Annotated in this window: 16 protein-coding genes; 9 read left to right on the top strand and 7 right to left on the bottom strand. The window is 49.2% G+C overall.

The genetic code is table 11. The features are described from left to right. Positions 1-78: 78 nt before the first annotated feature. Both A7983_RS12655 and A7983_RS12650 read right to left on the bottom strand, forming a co-directional pair. Positions 79-549, bottom strand: coding sequence for a hypothetical protein (locus tag A7983_RS12655; RefSeq protein ID WP_005972023.1), 471 nt, complete (start codon positions 547-549; stop codon positions 79-81). Then, positions 536-1303, bottom strand: coding sequence for a winged helix-turn-helix domain-containing protein (locus A7983_RS12650; RefSeq protein ID WP_005972021.1), 768 nt, complete (start codon positions 1301-1303; stop codon positions 536-538). The genes A7983_RS12655 and A7983_RS12650 overlap by 14 nt, the downstream gene beginning before the upstream one ends. A gap of 673 nt (positions 1304-1976) precedes the next feature. Here A7983_RS12650 and A7983_RS12645 point away from each other — a divergent pair. The 5 genes from A7983_RS12645 (at position 1977) to A7983_RS12625 (ending at position 7601) form a co-directional block, all read left to right on the top strand. Then, the gene (locus tag A7983_RS12645) at positions 1977-2525 is read left to right on the top strand and encodes a fimbrial protein (protein WP_005972019.1); all 549 of its coding nucleotides are present in this window, start codon (positions 1977-1979) and stop codon (positions 2523-2525) included. 144 nt (positions 2526-2669) lie between these two features. Next, entirely contained in the window at positions 2670-5168 is a 2499-nt protein-coding gene (locus tag A7983_RS12640) for a fimbria/pilus outer membrane usher protein (protein ID WP_039478028.1), read from the top strand. A gap of 33 nt (positions 5169-5201) precedes the next feature. Continuing rightward, complete coding sequence (locus A7983_RS12635; protein WP_005972015.1) at positions 5202-5951, top strand: fimbrial biogenesis chaperone; 750 nt, start codon at positions 5202-5204, stop codon at positions 5949-5951. 18 nt (positions 5952-5969) lie between these two features. After that, complete coding sequence (locus tag A7983_RS12630; protein WP_005972013.1) at positions 5970-7004, top strand: hypothetical protein; 1035 nt, start codon at positions 5970-5972, stop codon at positions 7002-7004. 51 nt (positions 7005-7055) lie between these two features. After that, entirely contained in the window at positions 7056-7601 is a 546-nt protein-coding gene (locus tag A7983_RS12625) for a fimbrial protein (RefSeq protein ID WP_235778038.1), read from the top strand. Between the two features lie 78 nt (positions 7602-7679). Here A7983_RS12625 and A7983_RS12620 read toward each other — a convergent pair whose 3' ends face one another. From A7983_RS12620 to A7983_RS12600, 5 genes are all read right to left on the bottom strand, one after another. Continuing rightward, the gene (locus tag A7983_RS12620) at positions 7680-8171 is read right to left on the bottom strand and encodes a DUF2569 domain-containing protein (RefSeq protein WP_005972010.1); all 492 of its coding nucleotides are present in this window, start codon (positions 8169-8171) and stop codon (positions 7680-7682) included. A gap of 267 nt (positions 8172-8438) precedes the next feature. Continuing rightward, entirely contained in the window at positions 8439-10676 is a 2238-nt protein-coding gene (fhuE, locus tag A7983_RS12615; protein ID WP_005972009.1) for a ferric-rhodotorulic acid/ferric-coprogen receptor FhuE, read from the bottom strand. 315 nt (positions 10677-10991) lie between these two features. After that, positions 10992-12320, bottom strand: a complete 1329-nt coding sequence (locus tag A7983_RS12610) for a CapA family protein (RefSeq protein WP_005972007.1) — start codon at positions 12318-12320, stop codon at positions 10992-10994. A gap of 56 nt (positions 12321-12376) precedes the next feature. Further along, positions 12377-13546, bottom strand: coding sequence for a cystathionine beta-lyase (metC, locus tag A7983_RS12605; protein WP_005972004.1), 1170 nt, complete (start codon positions 13544-13546; stop codon positions 12377-12379). Positions 13547-13731: 185 nt separating this feature from the next. Then, positions 13732-14517, bottom strand: a complete 786-nt coding sequence (locus A7983_RS12600) for an IclR family transcriptional regulator (protein ID WP_152413545.1) — start codon at positions 14515-14517, stop codon at positions 13732-13734. Positions 14518-14694: 177 nt separating this feature from the next. On the opposite strand from A7983_RS12600, the gene A7983_RS12595 reads away from it, so the two are divergent. The 4 genes from A7983_RS12595 to A7983_RS12580 are packed head-to-tail and all read left to right on the top strand — an operon-like array spanning position 14695 to position 17757. After that, positions 14695-15546, top strand: a complete 852-nt coding sequence (locus tag A7983_RS12595; RefSeq protein ID WP_235778037.1) for a transporter substrate-binding domain-containing protein — start codon at positions 14695-14697, stop codon at positions 15544-15546. Between the two features lie 2 nt (positions 15547-15548). Then, positions 15549-16298, top strand: a complete 750-nt coding sequence (locus tag A7983_RS12590) for an amino acid ABC transporter permease (RefSeq protein WP_025919888.1) — start codon at positions 15549-15551, stop codon at positions 16296-16298. Further along, positions 16295-17008 carry an amino acid ABC transporter permease gene (locus A7983_RS12585; protein ID WP_005971996.1) on the top strand — a complete coding sequence of 238 codons (714 nt, stop codon included), beginning with the start codon at positions 16295-16297 and terminating at the stop codon, positions 17006-17008. The genes A7983_RS12590 and A7983_RS12585 overlap by 4 nt, the downstream gene beginning before the upstream one ends. Next, positions 17008-17757 (top strand): amino acid ABC transporter ATP-binding protein, encoded by a 750-nt coding sequence (locus A7983_RS12580; RefSeq protein WP_005971994.1) that lies wholly within the window; start codon positions 17008-17010, stop codon positions 17755-17757. The genes A7983_RS12585 and A7983_RS12580 overlap by 1 nt, the downstream gene beginning before the upstream one ends. The last annotated feature ends 13 nt before the right edge of the window (positions 17758-17770 follow it).

Below are 17770 nucleotides of genomic sequence, written 5' to 3'. Positions count from 1 at the left end.
CGTGTCCCCGCCCCTTTGGGGTCAACGCATCAGCCACGTATTCATTATCTCCGATCACACTATGTATCCAGCCTGGCATCACTCCCTGATATTACATGCCATCTTTGATTGGACGGTGCTAATCAGATAGGTCTGCTTCGTCAGCATTTCGAACTGGATAACATCATTTTCAGCCAAAAGGGGAATCGCCTCATCGGGCGCATTATCGTTGGTATTCTTACTCATCCCGATATTGTTCACCACCAGCCGACTCCCCTCCCACACGGAATCAAAGCTAAACGTGCGCCGAATCGTCAACGGTACGCCATCCTCGCCAATGTAAAGACCATTGACTAAAACCAGCGCTCTATTTTGTTTATTTAGATAAAAATAGACGTCATATTCCGTTCTAACCTTCTGATCTTCTTCGTAGAGCTTTACTTCGCCCTGACATATCAGCGGCTTTCTGTATAAATTGCTGGTTAAATAAAAAATAACCCCAAGAGAAAATGAAATAAAAAGCACCAATGTGGTGCAAAAAATTTTCTTTCTGACTTTAATTATTAACATAAGTGATACATCCATGCCCATCTTTATTGCAGGAAATAACGATTTCACTTTTCTTATCCAACACTTCAGATATAACAATCTTTTTCGATAGGAAGAATAATGAGTTATCTGAGCACAGATTTTTATAGTCGGTCGGGAGAGGATAACTCACACTTTTATATAAATAGAAAAGATCGCACTTCCCATTCATCTTCACATCGACAAGATGTCGATACGGAAAACGGTTTACGTTCTCCAACACGAGCAGGAAAACCCCAACTATCATTATCCATATGAGAAGGAACCGAACATATTGCTGTTTTTTTACTGGCTCAGATATGGCGTGGTGTTTTATAGAAAATGGTTTTTCTTTTTCATAAACATCTTCTTTAACTTTCTCCTCTTCCCCTTGATTTAACGTTCCTTTCTCTCTCCTCTCTGACGTCGGGTAGGAAACAATACTCGCGACATTAAAAACAACACCTAGCTTGGGGATAGTCACAACCGAGTCCGAAAGATCAAACTCGCGCAATACCTTCCTTAGTAGAGAGAGATAATTGTTGAGATTATTGATAGAAGGGCAAAGTGCATGCTTTTCCAGTGCCTCTTTTAACAAAAAATCACGGCTTAGCGTTACCCCTTTATTCTCTATCAACAAGCAGAGCAATCGTGAAATAGGAAAATTCACAGAGGTTGCTTCATTTTCACGTTCTATCCATGCCAGTGTTCCCTCTCCCTCGTTGAAAATGATTAAATCATTAATCAAATAAACCATTCGACCTTTTTCCATCAAGATTAGAGGCACTATTCATTTGTTACAGTAAGATTATAGATACGCTGTCTTATGGGCATAAAACCTACGGAATAGTCTGAAAAATCACTACAAAAAAAACGCCATCCACAAAATAAAAATCAATTATATACATAGCCTTACAAAGGCTATCTTTGGCAAGGATAAAAACTTACCTATATATTGTCAAAGATTATTTAATTTTCATTTAAGCATTGTATAAACAAAAAGACATTTCATTATTTTTATAAACCAATAGATATCCAACTGAATCAACCATCCAATAAAAAAAATGACAAATAACACATTGAATTAAAATAACTTATCTAGTAAATGATATTTAAATCACATTACCCCACATCTACCACCATCACACAAATTAGAATAAAAACCTAAATAAATATAAATTTAAAACATTTAATCTAAATAAATGTAATTAAATCAATATATTTGACTGAAAAACAACCTAACACTACTATTTTACCAATCCCAGGTCAGCCGACTGGGCAATCCAGCCAATATATTCACCACGTGAGTAAGGCTGCAGATCGTTAACCAACCACAAAAGAAAAGGCACGACTCACCATGTAGGAATGTGGCGAGTGCTCATGATTCACGTTCACGTTTTTAATAGAGTAATCAACAGAGAGAGCATCATATGAAATTATCAAAACTCACCCTGGTATCACTCATCTCCGTGATATTTTCTGTCGGCGCACAGGCAGCAGATTCACACAATGGATCGGTGACGTTTAAAGGAAAAATTATTGATACGCCCTGCTCGGTGTCTCCCGAAGATCTACACCAAACTATCGATTTTGGTGAAATCAGCAAAACTGTATTGGAAAACGGTGGTACCTCAGAAATTAAGCCGTTTGACATCACATTAAAAGATTGCAGTTTGGACACAGCAACCAGCGCCAAAATTGTTTTCTCTGGCGGTGTAGCATCCGGCACCAATAATGAGCTGTTAGCGTTAAATGGCAGTGCGAGCGGTGCAGGTATTGCAGTAGAACGGGTCGGCGAAAAAATTAAATTCGACGGAACGACGCTGGCCGTAGCTGCCACGCCGTTATCAAATGGGGATAATATTTTCTCCTTCACCTCTTATGTCGAAAAACTGCCAACACCAGAGGCAGGCCAAGCCCCAGTAGTAACAACGGGTAGCTTCTCTAGCACCGCTAATTTTGTTGTTTCTTATCAATAAAAGGTAGCTATGCCAACAGCAGGTTTGAACGGGTATATCCAATAAAAGGGGGGAGGATTCTTCCCCTATACCCTCTTTATTCCACATGTCATTTGACGTGAGTGGATACCTACAATGCGGCATCTGCTTAAGCATATATTCCCTATGGCAATGAAAAACATTACGTTCGAAGAAAAAATAAAAACCATGTTAGGTCGCTATAGTATTTTTATTTTTTCTTTGACTACTACATCGCTCAGTGCAACAGAATTTAACGTCAATGTACTTGATGTCGACGATCGCAACGACATTGATCTTAGCCATTTTTCCGATCCCGAATATGTCACACCAGGTGCCTACCTTTTATCCCTAAAAGTAAACTCGCGTGAAATACAGCAGCAGATAATAAACTACTTGCCAGAAGGCAATAAGAGTACCCGACCTACAGCCTGTCTCCCACTTGAACTTGTCGATAAACTGGCGCTAAAAAAAGAAGCACGCGATAAAATCGAATTATGGAATGACGGAACGTGCGTCGATCTGACCCCCATTGCCGGCGTCAAAGTCTCTAACCAAATAGGCATGGGAACGCTGAATATTACGATCCCCCAAGCGTGGTTGATGTACAGCGATCGCAACTGGATTCCACCAGAACAATGGGACCATGGGATCGGCGGTGCACTGCTGGACTACAACCTCGTTGGGAATATGCGTCGTGACACGAACGGCAGAGGCACATCGCACTATCTCAGTAGTTATGGCACAACCGGATTCAATCTGGGGGCCTGGCGCTACCGTGCCGATTATCGCTATTTTCTACAAAAATCACGCAATTCGAATCGCGATAGCTTTTCGTGGGATCAGTTTTACGCTTACCGCCCACTTCCCACCCTGTCAGCCGATCTCAAACTGGGTGAAATGTATTTCAGCAGTAATTTGTTTGATAGCTACCGCTTTACCGGTATGTCATTAGCCAATAACGACAACATGCTTCCCCCTTCTCTGCGTGGTTATGCGCCCGAAATTCGTGGTGTCGCTAAATCAAACGCGACAGTGACCGTGATGCAAAATGGCAGGCTGATCTATGAAACAACCGTGCCTGCCGGCCCCTTTGCGATTCAGGATATGAAAAACGGCGTCAGCGGTACGCTGGATGTTCGCGTAACGGAAGAAGATGGTACGGTGACAACGTTCCAGACCGAGTCGGCCAATCTGCCTTACCTGACACGACCAGGGCACGTCCAGTACAAACTCGCGGCGGGTAAACCGTCGAATACCAAGCATCGCCTGCAAGGTCCGGCCTTTTCTGCCGCGGAAGCCTCATGGGGATTATCCAACGCCTGGTCGGTATACGGCGGCACTATTTTGTCCGATAGCTATCAGTCCTGGTCGGCGGGGATCGGGAAAAATCTTTATCTCTTTGGCGCACTGTCCGCTGACGTCACTCAGTCACGCGCCACGCTACCGTCCCCCTCCTCGTCACAGATGGGGCATGCTTTTTCGCTTAACTGGTCTAAATATTTCAATTCGATCGATAGCCAAGTCAGCTTTGCGGGCTACCGCTTTTCAGAAAAAACGTACATGAGTATGGCGCAGTATCTCTATGCCCTGAATCTTGATAGTCGCTATCGCAATGAAAAAGAACGCTACACCATTACCCTCTCGAAAAACTTCGCGACACAAGAGACAGCCTCACTGCTGAGTGGGCTATCGACTTACGTTACCTATACGCGCCAAACCTACTGGAATGAAGCCGAGCAGGATCGCTATGGAATTTCACTGAACAAATATTTTGATATCGGCGAAATCAAAGGTATTTCTGCGAATTTATCGGCCTATCGCACTGAATTCAACCAACGCACTGATGACAGTCTGTACCTCAGCTTTTCCATTCCACTCAGGGAGAAGGATCGCCTGAGCTACAGCGTGGGGCACTACAACAACAGCAGTAATCAGACGCTGACCTATTCCAATAACACCGATCCGCACCGAACCTGGAACCTGAGTACCCGGCACGACAGCAGGGAGAATACGTACCTGAGCGGCAACTATACCCATCTGGCCCCCATGACCGATGCCTCCGTTGGCGTCGCCTGGCAGCAGGATCGTTATACCTATCTGAACGGTTCACTGCGCGGCGGCATTACCGCAACCCGCCACGGCGTCGCAGCACATCCGAAAGGCAATCAAGGTGGCACTCGCATTATGGTCGACACGGATCAGGCAGGCGTAGCATTCGCTGGTAGCCAAGTCGAGACTAACCGCTATGGCCTGGCTGTAATTGCTGGCAGCAGTAGCTACTACGATGTATCGACCCGCATTGATATGCAGAAATTACCGCAAAATATTGAAGCGATGACGACCGTGGTTCAAGGAACCCTGACTGAAGGTGCAATCGGCTACCGCAAATTCGACGTGGTCAGCGGGGCAAAAATCATGGGGCATATCACGCTGGCTGATGGCAAATATCCTCCCTTCGCGGCTCAGATAAAAAACAAGAAAGGCCGCGACATTGCCATGATCACCAACAACGGACAGGCCTATATCGCGGGCGTGTCGCCTGACGAAACGCTGTCCGTCATCTGGGAAGGGAAGGCACAGTGTTCCATCACCCTACCCGCGACCTTAAACCACCTTGATACATTGCTGCTGCCCTGCAAATAAGCGGCAAGAAATAGAAAATCCGGGAGAGTACGAATGAAATACCCATCTTATCGGCAAACGGCAGGAATCATTATCAGTTGCCTGCTTTTGATACCCTCAGCCTATAGTGCGCTGAGCCTCGATCGCACCCGCGTTATTTTTAACGATGATGAACAGTCAGCAACGGTGATGCTGATGAACCAAAACGCGGAGAATCCGTTTCTGGCGCAGTCCTGGCTGACGGACGAGCAACGCAATAAAGTAACAAGTCCGCTGATGGTGTTACCGCCATTACAGCGCATCGAAGCGAAAGGATATAGCCTGATCCGTCTGGTTAAGACGGAACAAATCACGCAGTTGCCAACCGATCGCGAATCGCTGTTTTATCTTAACGTCCGGGAAATTCCGCCAAAAACGGAAAAGGCTAACGTATTGCAGATCGCCATTCAGTCTGAAATCAAGGTGTTCTTCCGCCCGCGTGGTGTGAAACCCGCAAAAGATGAGATATGGCAGAAAAAACTGCTGATCAAAAAAACGGGCAACATTTTCCAGGTGGAAAACCCGACGCCGTACTACATCACCGTAAGCAGCATCCTGAAGCAACCCAAAGTCGCCAATGCCAACCCTGCCAATCTGTTAAAAGGCAACGCCTTTATGGTGGCACCGCGCTCAACGCTGCCTGTTGAAATCAATGACGGCGCGATCAATCGCTTCTATCTGTACTACGTCAACGACTACGGCGGCCATGTTGCATTGCCTTTTACTTGCGCACAAAACCAGTGCCAGCCCATTACCGATGAATAAGCTACAGGGATATCCACCATGCATTGGTTAGCCGTTCGTAAAAATCACTATGTTGCCCTCTGTGCAGCGCTCTTTCTCAGCTTAACGACGTTTAACGCCAGTGCGCTGGAATGTCGATTGGGCACCGTGACGGGTCCGGTAGCCGACTATGACGATATTGGCATGCTCAAGATCCCGGCGACGTTACCTATCGGCAGCCGCCTCTGGACGTCAAAAGCCTATACCCGCAGTCTGGCCTGCTGGGCATATCACTCCGTCCGTCCGCAGGGCGAGATGTCCTATTTCTATCCAAATCCCGAAGGAAAGATCATCGGACAGGGCATCGGAATCGGCATCATCTATAACGGACAAGATCTCGGCGTGATTACCAATGGCGGCACCACCGCTTCTCGCGTGCCCACAGGACAGTGGGTCGCAGCAGGCCCCAACGGTTCAAGCCCGCCAGCCACCCCAACCATGCTGAATGTCACAGTACAGCTCTATCTCGAAAAAACGGGAAACATTACCGACACCACGGCAGGAGCAGATGCTCTGCGGGTCTTCCAGCTTGACGGTGAAGGGGGCATTAATAATAAACCCGACAGCAACTATGGTTTGAGCCTGTCAGGACTACACGGCATCGACATCATGCAGTGCGCGGCAAATATCAACATTTCGCCCGATGGCTATGTCGATTTTGATACGGTCAGGGCGTGGTCAGGAACGGAGACCGGTCCACTAGCACAGTCGGAATTTAACATTGATGTGTCCACCGACGGTGGCGAAGACTGCGGTAAGGGATTCGATCTGGACATCAACTTTGATGCCACCTCGCGGGGGAATTCACTCGTCGGGATAGATGGCATGAATATGGGGAACGGCGCCACGTTGAAAATCGAAGATATGCGCAGCGGTAATAACGTGACGTTTAATCAGTTTATTAGTCTGGTTGAAGGGCTGACGGCATCAAGCGGCGTGGTGGAGCGACGCTATAAAGCACAACTCTATGCCGCAGGCCCCGCAATAGTCGGCGATACCGAGAAAACTATTATTCTGCGATTTAATTATCACTAATCCGCGCGCCAGCATGAGATAGCAACGATGATAAAAAATGACAACACAGTAATGAAAATCAAGCCACGCCATGCCCTGCTCACTTTAGCGGTCGGCATCATGGTACTACAATCAAGTTCGCCTCTTGCACAACAACCCCCTCTTCTGAGCAATAGTGAAGTGACGTTCCACGTCTCCGTCGTTAACGCGGCCTGTAATGTCAGTACGGAAAGCAAAGCGATTGTGGTCAACATGAGTGAAGTCTCTGAGCGCTATTTAAAAGCCAATAGCTACGGTAACTGGCATGACTTCACGATTAACCTCACGGACTGCAATCTGGACACCTACCAAAACGTTACCGTTCATTTTTCAGGAAAAGAAGAGCCGCTATTGCCCAAGCGCCTGGCGCTAGATACGCCATCCGGAGCCAAAGGTATCGCGATTGGCATTTATCATGCCAATCAACTGATCGGCATCAACAGCAACACGGATGGCATTGTGCTGCAAAGTGGGGGCAACGCCATTCCCTTTTCAGCCCGCATCGAAAAGATACGCGACGATTTGATTCAATCCGGTGATTTTGTGGCAACGGCGAACTTCACCTTAAGCTATTTGTAGCAGGTTAAGAGTGAAGCATAGGCCGCTACGTGCGTTACTCGACACTGGCACACATACTCTTTCGGCTAAGCCTATTGGCTAGCGGCTAAAGACCACAGGAATTCTTTTCGAGAATAGGAAATACGGGATCCAGACGACAATGCTGAAAACAATCGCAGCAAGCATACTAAATGCATTATCGTCCAGCGCGACACCAAACAGCAGTGAAGGCAGTAACGTTAGGCAACATACGCAGACGGCATTAATGACATAGTAAGCGACCATCACCACCTTCGTTCGCCGTTTGCGTCGAAAAAACGTCAGCGCAGTAAAAATCGACATGCCAAATAAAACAATTACGCAAAATAGAGCTAACAGACTGTAATAACTCACAAATCCCGTTCTTTTGAAATGCGCCAGCACGACACTGCCCAGCTCATACAGCGAGAACGGTGCCATAATGACAGAGAGAATAATTCCCAGCGCCGGAAGGTAGAGAATACCGTTAATCTTCTGCTGCTCTTTTCCTTCGCAATCAGTACACAAGCCAGACTCTTTTTGCGCCTCGTTCTCGCAGTTCAAGCACTTCATTGTTTAATCCCTGTAAAAATGTTCCGAAAGGAAAAAACGGTTCCCCGTCTTGATATCACCCGTCATTGTCTCCGATCCCCAAATTAATGTTAACCCCATTCCACCATCCATTCATGTAGCACGTACTCAGGTGAGTGTTGAAAATATCCTACAGAGCGGTAAAAGAAAAAGCGCCCGCGTCATTGAGACAACGGGCGCTATCATTATTCCCGACGGCAAGTCACCGCGCCGTCGAGCAAGTCACTAGTATCAATTCAGAACATCGGACTAGAACGCATAGTTGACCGTCATTGAGACGCTGCGCGGCGCACCATACACGGCATAAGGCGCAAGATAGTCGCTGTACTCTTTATCAAACAGGTTGTTGATATTCGCCTGTACCGCAAGCTGTTTAGTGACCTGATAGCGGCCAAACAGGTTAACCAGCGCGTAGCTGCCTTGTTCGGCGCGCAACGTTGTGTTTTGCGGGCCAGATCCTTCCTGCCAGATGCCGTTTTGCCAGTTCACACCGCCGCCAACGGTTAATTCCGGCAGCACTGGCAACTGGTAGCGAGTAAACAGCTTGAGCGACGTGCGCGGCTGTTCTGGGTTGACTGACTTGCCCTCTTGATCGTCAACCACATAGCGAGAACCACCAAACGTCATTTGCAGGTTGTCCGTCACCGCGCCGTTAACTTCAAATTCGATCCCTTTGCTGACAACACCATCAACGGTACGGTAGGCAAACTCACCACCACCGCCGGGGATCGCGATTCCTGTTGATTGTCCCAGGTTATCCTGCTCAATACGGAAAATTGATACCGAGGCAGTCAGGCGGCTGTTATACCAGTCTCCCTTAACACCCGTTTCGTAGTTTCTCCCCGTAGTCGGAGACAGATATTTTTTATTAATGTCTTTCTGCGTTTGCGGCTGGAAGATATCGGTGTAGCTGGCATACGTCGACCAGGTATCGTTGATGTCATAAACCAGACCAACATAAGGCGTGATACGATTATTGCTGGTATCCCCCGTCGAACCAATAATGCTCCAGTCGGTATAACGCGCGCCAGCAATCAGATGCAGCGGATCGGCCAGAGAGAAGCGCGCCGACGCATAGAGCGATTTTTGGCGCGTAGTTGAATGTTCATAATCCGCCCAGACTCCCGGCACAAAAGCGTTATCAACCCAAGATCCCCATGTAGGATCAGCAATATTGCCATTCCAGTTGTAGTAATTGCCCATATCGGTTGGGCTGATCGTGGATTGCGTGTTATAGAACTGGCTACGCTGTCGAGTATAGCTGCCGCCAACCACCAGCTCATGCTGGCGTCCTAATAACTCGAACGGGCCAGAAGCGTAGGTGTCAATCGCATCAACTTTACGAGTTCCTTTGTTCCATCCACCGTAAGCACCTACGTTAGCGCCAGACGGATCAACAAGTATTCCGGTATCTCTATCGGGGAAACCATTGGCATACATCAGCTTGGAATCAAAGTTGGTTTCGCCGTGCGTCCCGTTCACTCGCATCTGCCAGCCGTTATCAAAACGCTGAGTCAGATCGGCAAAGACTTTTCTCGACGTTTTATCGGAGTAGCTCCAGTTCGGTGCGGAGTTAAAACTACGACTGAAATGTGTACGGCTACCGTCAGTGAACCACGTCGGCAATCCGCCCCACGTAGGGCTATCGGTATTGCTTTCCTGATAATCATAGCCAAGCGATAACGTGGTGGATTCTGTTACATCCGCATCAATCACGCCGTAGAGGAATTTTTTGCGGCTGTGGTAACGATCGAGCCAGGTGTCGTTATCCTGATAGCCCGCAATTACGCGCCCGCGCACGTTGCCAGACTCCGTCAGCGGCGCAGACAGATCGGCCACCATCCGCTGTTTATCCCACGAACCGTAACTACCCGACACCGAGCCTTTGAACTCGCGACTGTCCGCATGTTTGCGCACCATATTCACAGCAGCAGAAGGGTTCCCCGTTCCCGTCATTAACCCCGTAGCCCCACGCACGACTTCAATACGGTCATAGATCGCTGTGTCTGAGCCTGAATCACCAAAATCCCAAATTTCGTTCACGACCGTCGGAATATCGTCGAACAGGTAATTAGTGATACGGAAACCGCGAGCAAAATAAGTCACACGTTCAGAGTCGATAATTTTAGAGGACACACCCGTCGTGTTCGCCATCACCTCGCCAATCGTTTGCAGGTTCTGATCTTCGATACGCTGCTTGCTGATGACACTCACCGACTGCGGAACATCACGCGGTGTCAGCGTCATCTTCGTTCCAGCGTTAGTGACTTTCACGCTGTAATCCTGCGGGTCGCTGGCCTCTGCATTAGCATTGGCACTGACGACAAGCGTATCACCTGAGGTGGGATTTTCTTCGGCAATAGCCTGAGCAGGCAGGAAAGAGGCAGAAATCAACAGGGCGAGAAGAGAGACTCCGAATGGTTTTGTTCCGGCCAGCGAAGAATCACAAACGCGCGTTTTTTCGGCGCGAGTAACTCTAAAAGACATGGTATATCCTCGATTAACTGATGGTAATTTTGGCGAGATGCTGAGGCGTTTTTTGTCAACATTTGCACAGAATGGTAAATGATAACTATACGCATTATTATCAACATTTCAATAAAATGGTTAATTCCATTAAAATACAAATAGATAAAAAAGAACAATTCACCATACTGTTAACAGGGCATTGTTAAAAAAGAAACATTTGAGAGGGTTAAGCCACTCAATAAAGCGAGGAAATAGCGGCATAGAGGAAAGGCTAGCGGAAAAATATTCACCTATGCCTCCTGCATGAGGCATAGGCTGGCAGAGGATTACGGGTTAAGCGTCTTCAATCACGATCGTTCCTAGCCCCTCGTCGTAACGTAATACCGTGCCATAACGGGCACTCATACGCGTCAGGTCTGCCGCAATTTCATGTCCGAGTGCCGCAGACACCGTAACGGGTAAACCACGATCGAGTGGACGTTCACGGTTCATACCCAGATCGAGAGGTAACAGTGTGAACTGTAGCGCCCCATCTACGTAATCCAGCAGCGCGGCACAGTTTTTGGAGAAACGTGATTCGGCATTGAAGCCAATAAAGTTCCCCTCCCGATCTTTTGCTCGTGCCCGGTGCAAATCGGAAGGGCGTGCATCGTGATTGTAACCATAGGCGGTGTACATTTCTGGCGCGATAATCGATTCACCCGCTTCAAACTCCATCAGCAGGCTACCCAGATTGTAAAAAATCGGACGTTTATTATAAATTTCCACGCCACGCAGGAAGTGCGCACCATGCCCCACCACCGCTGACGCACCAGCATCAATGGCCCGGCGGGCAAAATCTTCGATAAATGCAGGCGGATGCGGCGCATACCAGCCATCCCCTTCCCCTTCATGCGTATGCAGGCTGACAATCGCGACATCAGAACGGTTTGCTGCATCGCGCACACTTTTAAGAATCGCGGCACAGTCTTCTTCATTCATAAATGTGCGAACATAAGCCTGCTCGCCACGCTCAATGGGTATCGAACTTTCAAACAACGAGCCAAATTTGAAACGATCGGGTCCCTGATCCGCCATCACTTCAATTCGGGCTCCTTCACGGTTGCTGGCAGCAACACCGAGCAGTTCAGTGATCCCCTGAAGTTGCTCAAACTCCTTATCCGGCAACACGTAAGCTCGCCCCCAGCGTAGCGGGTTGAGGCCGGGACGTGCCACCACACTTCCCCCAGCGACACTCGCGGCAAAAACTTCCGAACGGGTGCTGCTGACAGCCACCACGCCGACCCGTCCTTTTGGCGTATCGAGGAACCGCGCAGCGCGAGCGTCATCAAGGTTGCGCCCCACACCACAATGAATCAGCCCGCGTGCTTCTGCCGCGTCGATCGTATCAACGACACCTTCCCAGCCAAAATCCCCCGTGTGGTTGTTAGCAAAAGAAACCAGCTTGATATTCAAATCAATAAACTCGTCCAGCGTTGCCTGCTTCACTGCCGTGATATAGCCACGACCCGCCGCAGGTGGCGTGGCGGGTTTTGGGCAACAAAACTCAGCATTAGCGAAAACCGCATCCGCCGCCGCAAGTTGGTCAACGATGTTTTTGTCTACTCGCGCAGCCAGATTGCGGCTGGAAAACAGTAAATCCCCACAGGCAATAATTCGCATAGCATGACTCTCTTTTCGCATGATGTGTCGTTCGATGGGATAACCCGAATGGAAGGCTAAGGTTGGCGAATAAGGGCAAAAGCCCGCTCCAGATCGGCCAACAGATCGTCCACACTCTCTAATCCCGCGTGAATACGCAGCAGCGTGCCTGGATGCGCATCCGGGTGAACCGATCGGACAGGGTTCAGTGGCAGGATCAGGCTTTCGTAGCCTCCCCAGGATCCGCCAATGCCAAACAAGGTGAGCGCTTCAACAAACGCAGTACGCTTTTGGCTTAGCTCGGGGTGCAGCGCAAACGCAAAGAGCCCCGATGCCCCCGTGAAATCACGTTTCCACAAGGCATATCCCGGATCGCCGGGTAAGGCTGGGTGAATGACCCGAGCAACTTCTGGCTGACGGGCAATAAATTCGGCAAGCCGAAGCCCTGTTTGATAATGGCGTTCCAGACGGACATGCAGTGTGCGTAAACCACGCTGCGCCAGATAGCAATCATCAGGGCTGGCAAGCAAACCCAACTCATGCGTAGTCGATTTTAGACGTTGGTAGGTGGCTTCGGTGGCGGTAACAATTCCCATCATGACATCAGAATGGCCGACAATATATTTTGTCGCCGCCTGAATAGAGATATCGACACCTTTAGTAAAGGGTTGAAAATACAACGGACTAGCCCAGGTGTTATCCATGACCACAATGGCGTCATGCCGATGAGCAACCTCGGCGATGGCGGGAATATCCTGCATTTCAAACGTCATTGAACCTGGCGCTTCGGTGTAGACCACACGAGTCTCAGGGCGGAATAATTTTTCAATATCCGCGCCAAGTGCGGGATCGTAGAACTCAACGTTGATGCGAAATCTTTTCAGCAACGTGCCAGCAATTTGGCGCACCGGGCCATAAACGCTGTCAGGCACCAGCACATGATCATCTGCCGAAGTAAAAGCCAAAATGGCCGTGGTACACGCAGAAACACCGGAAGGGTAAACAAAAGATTTATAGCCACCTTCCAACTCGGCGATGGCCTCTTGCAGCGACTTACTGGTTGGCGTGCCGTGTCGGCCGTAGAAAAGTTCCGGCTCATCGAAAGATGTCTGCTGCCGTTGCTTATTGTCCCATTCCGCCATCGACCCGCAAATCACCGTGGATGTACGGTAGACCGGTGTATTCACCGTGCCAAGAAAATCGTCTGGATGGCGTCCGGCATGGATAACCTTCGTTTCAGGTTTCATGATAAATCGTGTTCTCGTTGATGGGCTGGCCCGATTCCTCTCTTTTTACCAGTCTGCCGCAACCCATCCCTAAATCAACAACTATCTTGTATTTTTCATATACAGCAATATTACATCATATTCCGAATTGACATGAACCTGATGCCACGGGATAAGAAACACGCCGGAAGACACGGCAATATCCCTTATTCCATGATAAATTTCTCCGCTTCTTCACGTACCAGGACGCCTAATGCATCAAGGTCTTCGGTGCGAATACGGACAGTTGGACCTGAAACGCCAACAGCCCCAATGACGTAACCGTTGCGGTCGAACAACGGTGCCGCCGCGCCACGAATTCCCAAATGAAACTCTTCATCATGCAGTGCGTAACCCTGCTGTGCGATAGTCTGCAGCGCGATCTGAAAGAGACGTGGATCGGTGATGGTATGCTCCGTTTGCGCATGCAATTGTTCGGGTAATGGTGCATCCGCCAGTGCCAGAAAAATCCGGCCAATCGCCGTGTACGCCAAGGGAGCCAGAGTACCGGGACGGCTATCAACCCGCAAAGAGTAGCGGGATTCGATCGTATCCAGGTACAAAACCTGTTCGTCAGCCAGAATCGATAAATGCACCGCTTCTCCGGTACGGGCAGATAAACGTTCCAGAACCGGCCGGGCACACACGCGCAGGCTTTTCTGCGGACGCACGGTATTCGGCCGCTCAGCCAATTTGGGCCCGAGCATAAAGCTGCGACGTTCGCCGGATTGCGCATAGCCCGCCTGAGCCAGCGTTTGCAGAATACGCGATGCGCTACTTTTATCTATCGCAAGCACATCGGCGACATCGCTGGTTCGCACCGTTTGGTTATGTATCAGCAAATCGAGCGCCGCCAGGCCTTTTGTCAGCGTCTTAAGCTCCCCTTTCACGCTTTCGGTTCGAGTCGCCTCTTCAGTTGCGTTCGTCACTGGCTGGACGTTGCGGGTTTTCACGTTTCCATTCTCTCTATTAACGGGCATATGCAAAAAGTTGATATATATACAACTTAATCGAATGTTGATTTTATTGACACAAAATGGCAGTTCCCCCTACATTTCCCTCTATCTTTGGGCTGCCTCGTGAGCAAAATATATCAGAGGCTCTTATCTTAACTAAGGTAAATTGATCATATGTCAAAAACAACACTGAGTTCTCTGATGACATTGAGTGGTGTTGCGCTCGCCGCATCATTTATTCCCACGATTGCCCACGCTGATGTGCTGGAAAAAATTGCCGATCGCGGCGTAATTTCGGTCTGTACAAACGTCAATAATCCACCGCTGGCTTTCCTGGAGTCCTCGGGAGAAACCAAAGGTCTGCACATCGATCTGCTGAATGACTTTACTCAACGGTTGTCCACGCAACTGGGTAAAACGGTCAAAGTGGATCTGGTTCCTGTTTTGCCCGCAAACCGCGTGCAATTCCTGCAACAGGGCAAATGCGACATTCTGTTTACTTCATTGACGGTCAGTGAAGAGCGCAAGAAGTTGGTACAATTTGTCGAACCTTACTATTACGCCGCTGGCCCAGCGCTGCTGACGAAAAAAGGCGTAACCTTCTCGAACTGGGAAGAAGTGAAAGGCAAAGCGATTTGTAGCAACCAGGGATCGAGCTGGAACGTACCGTTAGAACAGAAGTTTGGTGCCAACATCGTTGCTTTCCAGACTCAACAAGAAGTCGATCAATCCTTACGTGACGGACGCTGCGCCGCACTCGTATCCGATGACAGCTATCTTCAGGCTCGTTTTCTTAACGACAAAGACGGTATCTGGAAAGATTACCTCATTCAAAATTTGACACCGTTTACCGAAGGTCCATGGGGTCTGGCGGTTCGCTTTAACGAACCACAGTTTACTCAATTCATTTCCGATGTGATCAAAGACTGGAACAAGCAAGGCACCATCATTGAACTGGCGAAAAAATGGGGACTGAAACCGGCACCGTTTGCAGTAAAAGCCCACGAAGAAGCCATTAAGCTATAACAATGATGTCATTTATCGCCGATGGGTTTAAAGCGCTCTACGAGCAAACGGGCTGGAACTTTTCGGTATTTTACAACGCATGGGAAGCCCAAAAATACCTTACCGGGCTTACCCTTGCCGTTGAACTGGCGGTCTGGTCGCTCCTTGGCTCAATGCTCATTGGGTTCCTGTGCGTGTTTGCCAGACAGTCCAACCTGCGGCCTTTGCGCTGGCTGGTCACGGCCTATGTCGAATTATTTCGTAATACGCCGGGGCTCGCCCAACTGTACTTTCTATTCTTTGGTATCGGCTCTTACTTTCACCTTTCCACTTACGGACAAAACGGCGAACTACCGCTGGTATCGCCGTTTCAATTCGTGGTTATCGCTCTGTCACTGCAATACGGCGCATTTGTCGCTGAAATCCTGCGAGCAGGCATTGAAGCTGTGCCGAGAACCACGGTCGAAGCGGCAGAATCCCTCGGTTACAACCGTACCCGTGCCATGATTCATATCATTTTACCGCTGGCTTTTCGCACCAGTCTGCCTGCCCTGGGTAATAACATGGCTCAGATCGTCAAGAGTACTGCGCTTGCTTATGCCATCGCAGTACCAGAAGCCTTGTATGTGGCGCATGAAATCTGGACGGAACACTTCAACGTGCTCGAAATGATGAACGTGGTACTACTCAGCTATCTGGGGTTAATGGGCATATTCACGCTGTTGGTGAAACTGCTGGAGCGTTGGCTAAAAGTACCGGGGCTAGGACGATGACGATCATAGACGCAATTTTTCCAGCAGGCAGCGCTTTCGCAGTATTGCTTCCCTGGCTACCGCTGATCCTGAAAGGGTTTGGGCTCAATTTGCTCATCTCGGTTCTGAGCATGGCGATTGGCATGTTGGCCGGTACGCTGCTGGGTGCGGCACAAATGGCTAACCTTGCGATTATCCGACTGCCTGCCCGCATTTTGACATTGTTCTTTCGCAACAGTCCCTGGCTGGTCATCATGTTTTATGTGATGTTCCTACTGCCGTTTGAGATCAAGATTGCAGGTACGTGGTTCAGTTTTCCAGACTGGGTGAAAGCCGTTGTGGCGCTGGCTATTCCCGTCAGTGGTTATACCTCGGAGATTGTGCGCGGCGGGCTGAAATCCATCCCCACCACCCAGTGGGAAGCGGCCGCTGCCCTCGCCTTCGGCAGCGTTCGTACCACGCTCACGATCATTTTACCGCAGGCGATACGCCAAATGGTGCCTCCCACCATGAACCTGTATTGCTCAGTGGTTATGGCAACATCGCTGGCTAATGTGGTTGGCGTACAGGAAGTCATGACGATCACCCAAACGATTCTCACCACGGAAACACGCCCCGGCCTGATTCTGCCAGCCTATAGCATTACGCTGATCCTCTTTTTTGCTTTTGTTTTTCCGATCTCGTTATTTTCACGCCGTTTAGAACGGACGTGGCAATTTGGAACCCGCTGATGACTGATACGCATACGCTGCCTGCACAGGTAATCCTCACCGATGTTCATAAATCCTTCGGCAAAACAAACGTGCTGAGCGGTATTTCCCTGTCCGTCGCACGTTCAGAAATTGTTTGTATTATCGGCCCTTCCGGCTCTGGAAAATCTACGCTACTGCGCTGCATCAACGCGCTGGCACCGATCAACGCAGGATCGATCACCGTCGGCGGCATTGAGGTGAACGATCCCAAGCTAGATGCGCTGGCACTGCGACGTAAGGTAGGAATGGTTTTCCAGAGCTACAACCTATTCCCACACCGTACTGTGTTGGAAAACATCATGATGGCCCCCATGCAGGTGTTAAAACAGCCAGCGCGAGACGTGGAAACGCGCGCCCGCGAGCTGTTGGCAAAAGTGCATCTGGAAGCCAAGGCCAATGCTTATCCAGGCGAGCTATCCGGCGGACAACAGCAGCGCGTAGCTATTGCGCGAGCGCTGTGTATGAACCCGGAAGTGATGATGTTTGACGAAGTAACGGCGGCATTAGACCCCGAAATGGTCAAAGAAGTGCTGACCACCATTCAGGATGTGGCGCGTGACGGCATGACCTGCATTTTGGTCACCCATGAAATGCGTTTTGCCCGCGAGGTTGCCGACCGTATTTACTTTACCGACAAGGGAAAGATCGTTGAAAGCAACACGCCGCAGGCATTCTTTGATCACCCACAGGACCCTCGTACACAAGCCTTTCTGGACAAAGTGCTGTAATAGCAACGGACAA

It is taken from the genome of Pectobacterium wasabiae CFBP 3304 (genome assembly GCF_001742185.1).
GTDB classification, from domain to species: domain Bacteria; phylum Pseudomonadota; class Gammaproteobacteria; order Enterobacterales; family Enterobacteriaceae; genus Pectobacterium; species Pectobacterium wasabiae.
Note: the sequence above shows the minus strand (reverse complement) of the source record. Positions and strands in the feature narration are given on the sequence as shown.

Excerpts from the sequence above, each read along its gene's own strand:
- A7983_RS12655 (WP_005972023.1), bottom strand. The coding sequence starts at position 549 with ATGTTAATAATTAAAGTCAGAAAGAAAATTTTTTGCACCACATTGGTG.
- A7983_RS12650 (WP_005972021.1), bottom strand. The coding sequence starts at position 1,303 with ATGGTTTATTTGATTAATGATTTAATCATTTTCAACGAGGGAGAGGGA.
- A7983_RS12645 (WP_005972019.1), top strand. The coding sequence starts at position 1,977 with ATGAAATTATCAAAACTCACCCTGGTATCACTCATCTCCGTGATATTT.
- A7983_RS12640 (WP_039478028.1), top strand. The coding sequence starts at position 2,670 with ATGGCAATGAAAAACATTACGTTCGAAGAAAAAATAAAAACCATGTTA.
- A7983_RS12635 (WP_005972015.1), top strand. The coding sequence starts at position 5,202 with ATGAAATACCCATCTTATCGGCAAACGGCAGGAATCATTATCAGTTGC.
- A7983_RS12630 (WP_005972013.1), top strand. The coding sequence starts at position 5,970 with ATGCATTGGTTAGCCGTTCGTAAAAATCACTATGTTGCCCTCTGTGCA.
- A7983_RS12625 (WP_235778038.1), top strand. The coding sequence starts at position 7,056 with ATGAAAATCAAGCCACGCCATGCCCTGCTCACTTTAGCGGTCGGCATC.
- A7983_RS12620 (WP_005972010.1), bottom strand. The coding sequence starts at position 8,171 with ATGAAGTGCTTGAACTGCGAGAACGAGGCGCAAAAAGAGTCTGGCTTG.
- fhuE (WP_005972009.1), bottom strand. The coding sequence starts at position 10,676 with ATGTCTTTTAGAGTTACTCGCGCCGAAAAAACGCGCGTTTGTGATTCT.
- A7983_RS12610 (WP_005972007.1), bottom strand. The coding sequence starts at position 12,320 with ATGCGAATTATTGCCTGTGGGGATTTACTGTTTTCCAGCCGCAATCTG.
- metC (WP_005972004.1), bottom strand. The coding sequence starts at position 13,546 with ATGAAACCTGAAACGAAGGTTATCCATGCCGGACGCCATCCAGACGAT.
- A7983_RS12595 (WP_235778037.1), top strand. The coding sequence starts at position 14,695 with ATGTCAAAAACAACACTGAGTTCTCTGATGACATTGAGTGGTGTTGCG.
- A7983_RS12590 (WP_025919888.1), top strand. The coding sequence starts at position 15,549 with ATGATGTCATTTATCGCCGATGGGTTTAAAGCGCTCTACGAGCAAACG.
- A7983_RS12585 (WP_005971996.1), top strand. The coding sequence starts at position 16,295 with ATGACGATCATAGACGCAATTTTTCCAGCAGGCAGCGCTTTCGCAGTA.
- A7983_RS12580 (WP_005971994.1), top strand. The coding sequence starts at position 17,008 with ATGACTGATACGCATACGCTGCCTGCACAGGTAATCCTCACCGATGTT.